The following is a 12,887-nucleotide window of genomic DNA, read 5'->3' on the forward strand; positions in this document are numbered from 1 at the left end:
AGCATTCCTGTCAGGCGCGCTTAGTCGTTCTGGGAATCGAGCGCCGCCACGCAATAATCGGTCATGGCGCGCTGCACGCCGGGATCCTCACCGATGGCGCCGACCACGTCGAGCGTCAATCCCGGATGCGCGGCGCGGATGGTGTCGCACAGGGCCGGCAGGTCGCGCAGCAGGTGTCCGCCTTGCCCCAGGAATACCGGCACCACGGTCACCCGGTCGATGCCGCGCGCGACCATCGCCGTTACCGTGTCCGGAAGGCTGGGCGTCATCAGCTCGAGAAAGGCCAGCGCCACCTCGCAGGCCGGCGCCTGCGCTTGCGTGGCGTCGCGCAGGCGCTCGAACGGCGCGGCCCACGATGCGGCGCGCGCGCCGTGGGCAAACAGGATCAATCCACGGTTCATCAGTGTCTCTCCACCCACCACAGCGCCCCGAGCGCCATCAGCAGGAACAGCATGCTCGGCGCCACCGCCGTCAGGAAGGCCGGCAGGATGGTCAGTACGCCCAGGTGCGAGAACAGCGAGTTAATCAGCAGGAAGCTCACGCCGATCATGATGCCGATGAAGATCTTGAGACTGACGCCGCCGCTGCGCGTGTGCAGGTAGGCGAACGGCAGCGCCAGCGCCATCAGCACGAAGATCGAGAACGGATCGACGACCTTCTTCCAGAACGCGACCTTGAAGCGCTCGGTTTCTTGCCGGTTCTCGGCCAGGTGGCGCGTGTACACGGCCAGCTCGGCGGCCGACATGCGCTCGGGGTCGGAGCGCGAGACCGACAGGATCTTGGGCGTGATCTCGGACGCGAGTTCGTAGGTGGCCAGCTTGCGGGTCGCGACGGCGGCCGTTTCCTGGCCGTAGGTGCTCTGGATGGTCTGCCCGGCCGGGACCGCCGAACCGGGAGCCGCCAGCTCGCGGCTATTGGTGAACATGGTCTCGGTGACGTCGGTCAGGCGCCAGGTATTGTTGCCGCCATACGTGCCGCGCGCCGCCGTGACGATCGAACGCATGCGCATATTGTTGTCGAACTCGTAGAGGCGCACGTCCTCGAGCTGGCCATCGGGCGCGATGCGCCGCACATTGAAGAAGCGCGACCCGGTGATATTGCCGCGCACGCCTTCTGCGTGCACGCTGTCCTTGGTCCACATGCCCGAGCGGAACTCTGCCGAGACCGAGCCGCCCTTGGCGGTCAGGCGCATGCGCTCGGCGATCGGCGCCGTGCGCGGCGTGATCAGTTCGCCGAACACGAAGGCGATCAGGACGAAGATCGCGCCGATCTTGAACAGGATCATGGCGGCCTGGCGGGTCGACATCGACGAGGCGCGCATGATGGTGAATTCGGAGCTCGATGCGAACTGCGCCATCGTATAGATGGTGCCGATCAGCGCCGCCACCGGCATCACTTGATAGACATTGCCCGGCACCAGCAGCAGCACGTACAGGAAGGCGTGCTGCATGCCGAAATCGTTCTTGCCGACCGAGGGCAGGATGCTGGTCAGGTCCATGAAGGCGACCAGGGCCAGGAAGGCGGCCAGCACGAAGGCCACCGCCTGGAAAATATTGACGGCGAAATAGCGCTCGAGGATCTTCATTCCGACCGCGCCTCCTCGCGCTTGGTCACCGGCATACTTTTGAGGATGCGCCGACGCTTGAAGGCACTGATCAAGACCAGCGGGTGATAACGGTGATTCACGTTCAGGCGCCAGGCGAACAGGCCCACGACCACCAGCAGCGCGGCCAGGTGCAGCGGCCACCAGCCCATGGCGAAGGCCACCTTGCCCTGCTTGACGCTGGCCTCGGACAGGCGCACCAGGTTGTTATACGTAAAGAAGATCAGCAAGGCGATGATCAGGTTGGCCGAGGAACCGGCGCGCGGGTTGACGAATCCGAGCGGGATGGCCAGGAGCATCAACACGAGGCAGGTGATCGGCGCCGCGATACGGGCCAGCAGCTCGGCCTGGGTAAAGCGGTTCGGCGCGATCAGGAGCGTCGGCGTGGACAGCGCCGCCACCGGCACGTCGGCGCCGATCATCGGCGCCTGGGTCGCCACGCGCATGCTGTAGCGCTCGAACTCCATGGTCTGGAAATCGGCCTGGCCCGGCACGCCCTCGTAGCGGCGGCCATTGCTGAGCACCAGGAACTGGCCGCCCTTGTCGTCCGATTCGATCACGCCCTGCTTGGCCACCACGACCGAGTGGCTGTCGCCGTCGACACCGCCGACGAACACATTCTGCACCACGGTCGATCCTTCGGCACTGCGCTCGACGAAGAACACGCGGTCGCTCGAACTCGATTCGCGGAACTGGCCCGGCGCCACGCGCTGCAGGTCTTCGCGCTTCTGGAAGCGCTCGACGAATTCGGCGCTCTGCATCTTGGCCCAGGGCGTGACGACGAAGGACAGCGCGGCCACCAGGGCCACCATCGGCAGGCCCAGCGTGAGCACCGGCCGGATCCACCCCAGGAGGGATTGACCGGACGCGAACCAGACCACCATCTCGGAATCGCGGTAGCTGCGCGTAATGGTCGCGACCACGGCGATAAAGGACGTGAGGATCAGGATGATGGGCAAAAGCTCGGCGCTGCGGAATACGATCAGCGCCAGCACGTCGCCGGATGCCACCTTGCCGCCCGCAGCCCGGCCGAGAATGGCAATCAGGGTCCAGGTGACGAGGATGGAAAACAGCACCGTGAAAGTAGCGCCTGCGGCGCTCGCCAGTTCACGTTGCAGGGAACGTCGGAAGATCATTCAATAGAGTCGTTATAATTGCAGATTAGGCAGTCCGCCGCCAAACATCGAACCGGAGAACCAAATGGACTTTAGCATAAAAGCATTCGACACAAAAAACACCCTGGCCGCTGCGAAAACCGGCTGCGTGGCGGTAGCGGTGTTCGAGAACAAGAAACTGTCGGCTGCGGCAAAAGCACTCGACGTGAACGGCGACATCAGCGCCGCACTCAAGTCGGGCGACATCAGCGGCAAGCCGGGTTCGACCCTGCTGCTGCGCGGCGTGGCCGGTGTCCTTGCTGCGCGCGTGCTGCTGGTCGGCCTGGGCGCCGATGAAACCGTGAGCGAGAAAAGCTTCGCCACCGGCGTCACCGCCGCACTGAAGGTGTTCTCGACCCTGGGCGCGGCGGACGCCATTATCGCATTCCCGCTCGACAGCGTGAAAGAGCGCGACGCCAATTGGGCGCTGCGCGCACTGGTGATCGGCGCCAGCGACGCCGAATTCCGTACCGACGGCCAGAAGAGCAAGAAGGATCCAGCCATCACCGGCGTGCGCAAGATCGTCGTCGCCGCCCCGGCGGCCGGCCTGGACAAGGCCACGCTGACCCAGGCCGCGGCCATCGCCAACGGCATGAACCTGACCCGCGAATTGGGCAACCTGTCGCCGAACGTCTGCACGCCGACCTTCCTGGCCAACACCGCGCGCAAGCTGGCCGTCGACTACGGCTTCGACATCGAAGTCCTGGAACGCAAGCAGCTCGAAGCGCTCAAGATGGGCAGCTTCCTGTCGGTGACCAAGGGCAGCGACGAAGCGCCGAAGTTCATCGTCCTCAAGCACAACGGCGGCAAGTCGAAGGATGCGCCGGTGGTCCTGGTCGGCAAGGGCATCACCTTCGATACCGGCGGCATCTCGCTGAAAGCCGGTCCTGGCATGGACGAGATGAAGTACGATATGTGCGGCGCCGGCTCGGTGCTGGGCACCTTCCGCGCGATCGGCGAGATGGGCCTGAAGCTGAACGTGGTCGGCATCGTGGCAGCCTGCGAGAACATGCCGTCGGGCCGCGCGAGCAAACCAGGCGACATCGTCACCGCGATGAACGGCACCACCATCGAGATCCTGAATACCGATGCCGAAGGCCGCCTGGTCCTGTGCGACGCCCTGACCTACGCCGAGCGCTTCAAGCCGGCCGCCGTGGTCGACATCGCGACCCTGACCGGCGCCTGCATCGTGGCCCTGGGCCACCATACCAGCGGCCTGTTCACCCGCGACGACGCGGCGCATGACGGACTGGCGACCGAGCTGCTGGACGCCGGCAAGCAGGCTGGCGACGTGGCCTGGCGCCTCCCGCTGGGCGAGATCTACAACGACCAGCTCAAGTCGAACTTCGCCGACCTTGCCAATATCGGCACCCCGGGCGCGGCCTCGATCACCGCGGCATGCTTCCTGGAGAACTTCACCCGCAAGTACACCTGGGCCCACCTGGACATCGCCGGCACCGCCTGGAAATCGGGCGCGAACAAGGGCGCGACCGGCCGTCCGGTGCCGCTGCTGACGACCTTCCTGATGAATCGGGTCTGAGCCGCGCCCGAGGCATTGAAATGACGACAGCCCCGCATGCGGGGCTGTTTCATTTGGTGGATCAGAACACGCGCGTGGCGACCGGCGTCGCACCCGCCGCTTCCGGCGGCGGCGCGGCCGGCTCCATCAGCACGGTCAGGATGGCCGGATAGCCATAGCCCGCGCCCGAATGGCGGTCGACGAAATACCCAAGACCGGCGCTGATGACGAGGTTGCCCATCAAGTTGCTCGTATCGAGGCGGGCCTGTATGACTTCGGCGGCGGTAGCGGCGGAGCCCTTCTTGCAGCTGATCGAGATCGGCTGGCTGCTGCGGGTGACGGTCACGCGGCCCGGCGCGATCATGTACCAGCGGCCGACGTCATTGCTGAGGATGCAACCGACCCCGCCGATCTCGCGATAGTCGAGCACGGCGCGCACCTCGAGCTGCTGCACGGGGGATTCGGACATGGTCGCGCAGCCGCCCAACAGGGCGGCAACGGCGGCGACGGCAAACGGGCGAGATGGAAACGGCATGGCGGGCATCAAGAGGCAGATACCTCTTTAACGGCAGCAGCGCCGATAAACTGAAGCCCTGCCCGCCGGTGCTCAGGCAGACGGCGCGTCGAGCAGGGTGAAGCGCGGCGACGTCACGCCGTCGACCGTCACCGTCTCGAAGAAGGCGTCACGGGGCCGTACCCACACGACGCCATCCTGGCCGCGATAGACGACCACGTGTGTGTGGTCGGCTTCGAGCACCGCTTCGCACACCAGTTCGTAGATGCCGCCCTTGTAATGGCGGTAACGCATGGGGTGCTTGTCCAGGCCGGGATCAGACCTTTTCGGCCTCGGCCTTCTGCTTTTTCTTCAGGCCCTGGATGACCTTGAGCACGCCTTCCATGCCGGCGGTCTCGTCCAGTTCGCTGAAGGCGTCCAGCACTTCGTTCAGCACGCGGTTGCGCACGGCTGCTTCGTCCTGGGCGATCGCGGGCGTCGGGCTGCCATCCTTGGCGAACTTCGATGGCGTGTCGGCCGCGGCCTTGGCGCCATGCGCCAGTGCCGCCTGCCAGATCACCCAACGACGCTGGGTTTCGAAAACGAGGTATTCCTCGGGTTTGTCTTCGCGGCGGCGAACGATGTGGCCCTCACGCTGGGCCCACGCTTCAAATGCACTGCGCATTTCTGTCCTTTTTCAAATCTGCGTTCGGATTATTAACTCGTGAAACCGAATATTTCACAATAGTACCACTACCGTACGTCGATGGTCTGCGACAACCGTGTGGTCTGACCGAACCTGTTTCACGATACGCTAATGGTACAATGTAAGTTGCACCTACGCAATTTTCTTATTACCGAAAAGCAACAAACTCACTCTACCGAGTTCGTTCGTATCGCGCCGACCCGCTCATGGTTATAGTCCTGACCCGGCACTGGAGCAATACTCTTTGGCAATCTATTAATCAATTTTACTATCACCTGTTGCGATCCTACCAAGCCGGCCGCCCCGCGTCTTCCCTTGGGAAGAGCGGCGCCGCCACTGGCAGCTCCGAACCCGGTAATAATAGCTGGTTAGCAAGCAACTTGGCTGCACAACAGTATGTTACAGCCAACACTCTACCATGACACACATAGAACAATGAAATTAGTTACCTGGAACGTTAATTCCCTGAAAGTCCGCCTCTCGCACCTGCTGCAATGGTTGCGAGCCAATCCAGTCGATGTGCTCTGCATCCAGGAGACCAAATTAACCGACGACAAGTTCCCCTTGGCCGAGCTGAACGCGGCCGGCTACCAGGTCGCGTTCTCGGGGCAAAAGACCTATAACGGCGTCGCCATCCTGTCGAAGTACCCGATCGAGGACGTGGTCAGGAACAATCCCCATTACGAAGACGCGCAACAGCGCCTGCTGGCGGCGACCGTCAACGGCGTGCGCGTCATCTGCGCCTATGTGCCGAACGGGCAGGAAGTCGGTTCCGATAAATATGCGTACAAGCTGGCCTGGCTGGAGGCGCTGCGCACCTGGGTAGCGGCCGAGATGGCCGCCCACGAGCAGTTCGCGATCCTCGGCGACTACAATATCGCGCCCGAAGCGCGCGACGTGCATGACCCGGCCGAATGGGAAGGCCGCATCCACTTCTCGCTGCCCGAGCGCGCCGCCCTGCAGGAACTGATGGCGCTCGGCCTGTCGGATGCGTTCCGCCTGTTCGACCAGCCCGAGAAGCAATACAGCTGGTGGGATTACCGCCAGATGGCGTTCCGCCGCAACCGCGGCCTGCGCATCGACCACATCCTGCTGTCGAAGAAGCTGGCCGAGCGCTGCACCGCGTGCCATATCGACCGCGAGACGCGCAAGTGGGAACAGCCGTCGGATCATGCGCCGGTGGTGGCGACCCTGGCCGATTAACCCGCCAGCAACCGCGCCACCTGCTCGGCCGGCAACGGCCGCGCAAACAGGTAACCCTGCGCATACTGGCAGCCGAACGAGCGCAGCAAGGCATACTGCCCCTCGGTCTCGACCCCTTCGGCCACCACCGACAACTGCAGGCTGTTGGCCAGCGCCATCACCGCCGCCACGATGGCCCGGTCCTCGGCGCTGGCTTCGAGTTCGCGCACGAAGGCGCGGTCGATCTTGATCTTGCGCACCGGGAAGCGCTTCAGGTAGGCCAGGCTCGAGTAACCCGTGCCGAAGTCGTCGATCGACAGGCAGATCCCCATCGCATTCATCTGGCGCAGGATCTCGAGCGTCTGGCCGCCGTGCTGCATCAGCGCGGTCTCGGTGATCTCGAACTCCACCAGGCTGGTCGCGATCCCCGTTTCCTCGACGATGCGGCGGATCGATTCGACCAGGCCCTGGTGCATGAACTGGCGCGCCGACAGGTTGATCGCCAGCGGCACCACGTCCAGCCCTTCGCGCTGCCACTCCATCGCCTGGACGCAGGCGCTGCGGATCACCCACTCGCCGACCTCCATGATCATGCCGCTCTCCTCGAGGATCGGGATGAATTCGTCCGGCCCCACCAGCACGCCGTTGCGGCGCCAGCGCAGCAGCACCTCGAGCGCGCGCGGACGGCGCGTTTCGGTGCACATGATCGGCTGAAAATAGAGCTCGTACTCGGCGCGCGCCAGCGCGCCGCGCAGGTTCGATTCGAGCTCGAAATGGCGCGACGCCGCCAGGTTCATGCGCTCGGTGAAGAACTGGTAATTGTTGCGGCCGGCCGCCTTGGCCTGGTACATCGCGGCGTCGGCGTGGCGCATCAGGGTTTCGACGTCGACCCCGTCGTCCGGATACAGGCAGATCCCGATCGACGGCGAGATGTGCAGGGTGCGGCCGTCGATCTGGCACGCCATCGACAGCGCGGCGATGATGCGGTCGGCGACCCGGGCGGCATCCTCGGCGCCGGCGATCGCCGGCATCAACACCACGAACTCGTCGCCGCCGAGCCGCGCGACCAGGTCGCCGGGCCGCACCGCAGTCACCAGCCGCAGGGCGACGTTGCGCAGCAGCTGGTCGCCGACCATGTGGCCGAGCGAGTCGTTGATATTCTTGAAGCGGTCGAGGTCGAGGAACAGCAGCGCCAGCTTCTCGCCCTGCTCCAGCTTGTCGCCCGAGGCCACGACGCGCATCGCGGCGTCGAGCCGCTCGGACAGCATGGCGCGGTTGGGCAGGCCGGTCAGGCTGTCGTGGTAGGCCATGTGGTGCACGCGCGCCTCGGCCTGGCGCCGCTCGTTGATCTCTTCCTGCAGCAGGGCATTGGCGCCGGCCAGTTCGGCGGTGCGCTCGGCCACCCGCACCTCGAGTTCGTCGCGCGCGCGGCGGATCGCGTCGGCCGCCTCGCGCAGCGATTGCTCGTCGCTGCGCTCGCGGGTGCGGTCTTCGAGCATCCAGATCGTGCCCTTGTCGGGATCCCTGGCATTGACCTGGTAGCCGATCATCTGGACCCAGGCCTTGCTACCGTCCTTGCGCACCAGGGTGCGTTCGGTATGGAACGACAGCCCGCAGGCCAGTTGCGGATAGGCGTCGGCGCCGAGCTGGCGGTAGGCGGTTTCGTCAGGGTACAGCGAGCGCGTGGAAATCCCGATCGCCTCGCCGGCGGCATAGCCGAACATCTGGCAGAAGGCAGGGTTGGCGCGCCGGATCACACGGTTGCGGGTGAACATGATGCCGATCGAGGCATTGGTCATGATCGCCTGCACTTCGCTCAGGGCCTGGCGCGCCTCGGTCACGTCCTCGACGATCCAGATGGTGCCGGCGGCGCGCTTGCCCGGTTCGACGGCGCAGCCGCGCAGCCGCGCCCAGAAGGTGCTGCCGTCGCGGCGCCGGAACTGCTGCTCGCTCTTCTCGAACAGGCCGCCCCTGCCCAGCACCGCGAACGCTTCGGCGATCAGGCGCTGGTAATCCCCGGTCGACACGCAGATCTCCATCGGCGCGATTGAACCGACTTCGTGCGAAGAGTAGCCAAACATCTCGCCTGCGCGTGGATTGAAGGAACGGATCTGCCCGGGCAAGGTGACGACGATGCCAACCGGCGCGTTTTCGAACACGGCGTACTGCTCGCGCACCATGCGCCGCAGGGTGGCGAGCTCCAACTCTGGACGGCCGGCGTCCGCAACGTCAGGTAAGTGCAGTGTCGAGAATCCATCCATCGGTCGTTACTGGCGCGGCTATTGTGAGGGTTGCGATGAGTTGCCGAATTGCAACTCGGCAATCATGATACCCCGGAACGGTTAGTCACGGCACTGCTTGAAGCGAGAAAGCGACAGCTGAACTGATAGTGACCTGGGATTCAGAACGCATTACCCGGCACACATACCCGGCCCTCCATCAAGACCCGCGCACTGCGGCTCATGATGGCCTTGCTGACACTCCAGGCGCCGCCCTGCTCGATTGCCTCGGCGCCCACCCGCAGGGTGCCGGAAGGATGGCCGAAGCGCACTGCCGTGCGCTCGCCGCCGCCGGCCGCGAGGTTGACCAGGGTGCCGGGCACGGCGGCGGCAGCACCGATCGCCACCGCCGCCGTGCCCATCATCGCGTGATGCAGCTTGCCCATCGAAAGCGCGCGCACCAGCAGGTCGACGTCGCCCTGCGCGACCTCTTTGCCGCTGGACGAGACGTAGCCGGCCGCCCTGGCGACGAAGGCCACCTTGGGCGTGTGCTGGCGCTTGCCCGCGTCCTCGATGCTCGCGATCAGGCCCATGCGCAGTGCGCCGTGGGCGCGAATGGTCTCGAACATGGCCAGCGCGCGCGCATCGCCATTGATCGCGTCCTGCAGCTCGGTGCCATCGTAGCCGAGCGCGCCGGCTTCGATGAAGATGGTCGGGATGCCGGCATTGATCATCGTCGCGCGCAGGCTGCCGACGCCGGGCACGTCCAGCTCGTCGACCAGGTTCCCGGTCGGGAACATCGCCGTGTTTCCTCCTTGGCCGGCGCCCTCTTCCTCGGCCGCCGGATCCATGAATTCCAGCTGCACCTCGGCCGCCGGGAAGGTGACGCCATCGAGGTCGAAGTCGCCGGTCTCCTGCACCTGGCCGCCGGTCATCGGCACATGGGCGACAATGGTCTTGCCAATGTTCGCCTGCCAGATGCGCACCACGGCGACGCCGTCGCGCGGCACCCGGGCCGGGTCGACCAGGCCATTGGCGATGGCGAACGGCCCGACCGCGGCCGACAGGTTGCCGCAATTGCCGCTCCAGTCGACGAAGGGCTTGTCGATCGAGACCTGGCCGAACAGGTAGTCGACGTCGTGGTCGGGGCGCGTGCTGCGCTCGACGATCACGGCCTTGCTGGTGCTGGAGGTGGCGCCGCCCATGCCGTCGATCTGCTTGCCGTAGGGGTCGGGGCTGCCGATCACGCGTTGCAGGAGCGCGTCGCGCGCGGCGCCGGGCACGCGGGTCGATTCGGGCAGGTCATCGAGCTTGAAGAACACGCCTTTGCTGGTGCCTCCGCGCATATAGGTGGCGGCTATCCTGATTTGTGCGATATGGGTCATGTTCGTCTTCCTTACGCCGCCGCCTTCGGCGCCGACGATTCGAGGAAATCCTGGGCGAAGCGTTGCAACACCCCGCCCGCCTCATAGATCGCAAGCTCTTCGGCGGTATCCAGGCGGCAGGTCACTGCTACTTCGACCTGCTCGCCATTGCGACGATGGATCACCAGCGTCAGGTCGGCGCGCGGCGTGCGCTCGCCGACCACGTCGAAGGTTTCAGTACCGTCGATCCCCAGCGTGATGCGGTTGACGCCCGGCTTGAACTCGAGCGGCAGCACGCCCATGCCCACCAGGTTCGTGCGGTGGATGCGCTCGAAGCCCTCGGCCACGATCGCTTCCACGCCCGCCAGGCGCACGCCCTTGGCCGCCCAGTCGCGCGACGAGCCCTGGCCGTAGTCGGCGCCGGCGACCACGATCAGCGGCTGCTTGCGCTCCATATAGTGTTCGATCGCTTCCCACATGCGGGTCACTTCGCCCGACGGCTCGATGCGCGCCAGCGAGCCGGCCTTCACGTTACCGAGGCCGTCACGCACCATCTCGTTCCTGAGGGTCGGGTTGGCGAAGGTGGCGCGCTGCGCCGTCAAGTGATCGCCCCGGTGCGTCGCGTAGGAATTGAAGTCTTCTTCGGGCAGGCCCATCTTGGCCAGGTACTCGCCGGCGGCCGAATCGAGCATGATCGCGTTCGACGGCGACAGGTGGTCGGTGGTGATATTGTCGCCCAGGACCGCCAGCGGACGCATGCCTGCCAGCGTGCGTTCGCCGGCCAGCGCGCCTTCCCAGTACGGCGGACGACGAATGTAAGTACTCATTGGACGCCAGTCGTACAGCGGGCTGACCTTGCTGCCATCGTCCACCACGCGCGCGAACATCGGCGTATACACCTTGCGGAACTGTTCGGGCTTGACGCTGGCGGCCACCACGGCGTCGATCTCTTCGTCCGACGGCCACAGGTCGGCCAGGCGGACCTGATTGCCGGCCGCATCCAGGCCCAGCACGTCCTTCTCGATGTCGAAGCGGATCGTGCCGGCGATCGCATACGCCACCACCAATGCGGGCGAGGCCAGGAAGGCCTGTTTGGCATACGGGTGGATGCGGCCGTCGAAGTTGCGGTTGCCCGACAGGACGGCGGTCGCATACAGGTCGCGCTCGATGATCTCTTGCTGGATGACGGGGTCGAGCGCGCCGCTCATGCCGTTGCAGGTGGTGCAGGCAAACGCCACGACGCCGAAGCCCAGCTTGTCGAGTTCGGGCGTGAGGCCGGCTTCATCCAGGTACAGGGCCACGGCTTTCGAACCGGGCGCGAGCGAACTCTTGACCCAGGGCTTGCGCAGCAGGCCGGCGCGGTTGGCGTTACGCGCCAGCAGGCCGGCGGCGACCATATTGCGCGGATTATTCGTGTTGGTGCAGCTGGTGATGGCCGCGATGATCACGGCGCCGTCCGGCATCAGGCCAGGCTCGTTCTCAACTTTGCCGGCAATGCCGCGCGCCGCCAGTTCGGACGTCGGCACGCGCTTGTGCGGATTCGACGGGCCGGCGATATTGCGCACTACGCTTGAGAGGTCGAACGACAGCGTGCGTTCGTACTGGGCGTTGACGAGGCTGTCGGCCCACAGGCCGGCGTGCTTCGCATAGGTCTCGACCAGGTGCACGGTCTCGTCTTCGCGGCCGGTCAGGCGCAGGTACTTGATGGTCTGCTCGTCGATGTAGAACATCGCCGCGGTAGCGCCGAATTCAGGCGCCATGTTCGAGATCGTGGCGCGGTCGCCCAGGGTCAGCGCGCTGGCGCCCTCCCCGTAGAACTCGAGGTAGGCGGAGACGACCTTCGACTGGCGCAGGAATTCGGTCAGCGCCAGCACGATGTCGGTGGCGGTGATGCCGGCCTGCGGCTTGCCCGTCAACTCGACGCCGACGATGTCGGGCAGGCGCATGTACGAGGCGCGGCCCAGCATCACGCTCTCGGCTTCCAGCCCGCCCACGCCGATCGCGATCACGCCCAGCGCGTCGACCATCGGCGTATGCGAATCGGTGCCGACCAGGGTGTCCGGATAGGCCACGCCCTTCTCTACCTGGATCACGGGCGACATGCGTTCCAGGTTGATCTGGTGCAGGATGCCGTTACCGGGCGGGATCACGTCGACGTTCTGGAAGGCTTTCTTGGTCCAGTCGATGAAGTGGAAGCGGTCTTCGTTGCGGCGATCCTCGATGGCGCGGTTCTTGGTAAAGGCATCCGGATCGAAGCCGCCGCATTCGACGGCCAGCGAGTGGTCGACCACCAGCTGGGTGGGCACCACCGGATTGACCAGGGCCGGATCGCCGCCCTGGGCCGCGATGGCGTCGCGCAGGCCCGCCAGGTCGACCAGCGCGGTCTGGCCCAGGATGTCGTGGCACACCACGCGCGCCGGGAACCAGGGAAAGTCGAGCTCGCGCTTGCGCTCGATGATCTGCCTGAGCGAGTCGGTCATGCAGGCCGGGTCGCAGCGGCGCACCAGGTTCTCGGCCAGCACGCGCGAGGTATAGGGCAAGGTGTCGTAGGCGCCGGGCTGGATGGCGTCGACCGCGGCGCGCGTGTCGAAGTAGTCCAGCTCGGTGCCCGGCAGGGGTTTCAGGTGATTCGTATTCATGGCGATGC

11 protein-coding genes are annotated in these 12,887 nt (G+C 65.5%); 2 read left to right on the forward strand and 9 right to left on the reverse strand.

Going from position 1 to position 12,887, the window contains the following annotated elements; all coding sequences use genetic code 11:
• Positions 1–20 precede the first annotated feature (20 nt).
• From E8M83_RS23240 to lptF, 3 genes are read right to left on the reverse strand one after another with little or no spacing between them, the layout of a single operon-like run.
• A complete protein-coding gene (locus E8M83_RS23240; RefSeq protein WP_137175729.1) occupies positions 21–401 on the reverse strand; it encodes a sirohydrochlorin chelatase in 381 nt (126 codons plus the stop codon).
• Entirely contained in the window at positions 401–1,585 is a 1,185-nt protein-coding gene (lptG, locus tag E8M83_RS23245; protein WP_137175730.1) for an LPS export ABC transporter permease LptG, read from the reverse strand. The genes E8M83_RS23240 and lptG overlap by 1 nt, the downstream gene beginning before the upstream one ends.
• Positions 1,582–2,739, reverse strand: coding sequence for an LPS export ABC transporter permease LptF (gene lptF, locus E8M83_RS23250; RefSeq protein WP_137175731.1), 1,158 nt, complete (start codon positions 2,737–2,739; stop codon positions 1,582–1,584). Before lptF ends, lptG begins: the two co-directional genes overlap by 4 nt.
• A gap of 64 nt (positions 2,740–2,803) precedes the next feature.
• On the opposite strand from lptF, the gene E8M83_RS23255 reads away from it, so the two are divergent.
• Positions 2,804–4,297 (forward strand): leucyl aminopeptidase, encoded by a 1,494-nt coding sequence (locus tag E8M83_RS23255; protein WP_137175732.1) that lies wholly within the window; start codon positions 2,804–2,806, stop codon positions 4,295–4,297.
• Positions 4,298–4,358: 61 nt separating this feature from the next.
• On the opposite strand, the gene E8M83_RS23260 is transcribed toward E8M83_RS23255, so the two are convergent.
• The 3 genes from E8M83_RS23260 to E8M83_RS23270 all read right to left on the reverse strand — a co-directional run bounded on the left by E8M83_RS23260 (position 4,359) and on the right by E8M83_RS23270 (position 5,454).
• Positions 4,359–4,811: a hypothetical protein gene (locus E8M83_RS23260; protein ID WP_229491840.1), complete on the reverse strand. Its 453-nt coding sequence runs from the start codon at positions 4,809–4,811 to the stop codon at positions 4,359–4,361.
• 72 nt (positions 4,812–4,883) lie between these two features.
• Positions 4,884–5,084 (reverse strand): DUF1653 domain-containing protein, encoded by a 201-nt coding sequence (locus E8M83_RS23265; protein ID WP_137175733.1) that lies wholly within the window; start codon positions 5,082–5,084, stop codon positions 4,884–4,886.
• Positions 5,085–5,106: 22 nt separating this feature from the next.
• Positions 5,107–5,454 (reverse strand): hypothetical protein, encoded by a 348-nt coding sequence (locus E8M83_RS23270; RefSeq protein WP_137175734.1) that lies wholly within the window; start codon positions 5,452–5,454, stop codon positions 5,107–5,109.
• Between the two features lie 456 nt (positions 5,455–5,910).
• On the opposite strand from E8M83_RS23270, the gene xth reads away from it, so the two are divergent.
• The gene (gene xth, locus E8M83_RS23275) at positions 5,911–6,678 is read left to right on the forward strand and encodes an exodeoxyribonuclease III (RefSeq protein ID WP_137175735.1); all 768 of its coding nucleotides are present in this window, start codon (positions 5,911–5,913) and stop codon (positions 6,676–6,678) included.
• Here the strand turns inward: xth and E8M83_RS23280 are convergent.
• The 3 genes from E8M83_RS23280 to acnD all read right to left on the reverse strand — a co-directional run bounded on the left by E8M83_RS23280 (position 6,675) and on the right by acnD (position 12,879).
• A complete protein-coding gene (locus E8M83_RS23280) occupies positions 6,675–8,861 on the reverse strand; it encodes an EAL domain-containing protein (protein ID WP_307721866.1) in 2,187 nt (728 codons plus the stop codon). The genes xth and E8M83_RS23280 overlap by 4 nt on opposite strands.
• A 197-nt stretch (positions 8,862–9,058) precedes the next feature.
• Positions 9,059–10,261, reverse strand: coding sequence for a 2-methylaconitate cis-trans isomerase PrpF (prpF, locus tag E8M83_RS23285; protein WP_137175737.1), 1,203 nt, complete (start codon positions 10,259–10,261; stop codon positions 9,059–9,061).
• Positions 10,262–10,272: 11 nt separating this feature from the next.
• A complete protein-coding gene (gene acnD / locus E8M83_RS23290; RefSeq protein ID WP_137175738.1) occupies positions 10,273–12,879 on the reverse strand; it encodes a Fe/S-dependent 2-methylisocitrate dehydratase AcnD in 2,607 nt (868 codons plus the stop codon).
• Positions 12,880–12,887 lie beyond the last annotated feature (8 nt).

The organism is Massilia sp. HP4, from assembly GCF_005222695.1.
Classification (GTDB): domain Bacteria; phylum Pseudomonadota; class Gammaproteobacteria; order Burkholderiales; family Burkholderiaceae_D; genus Telluria.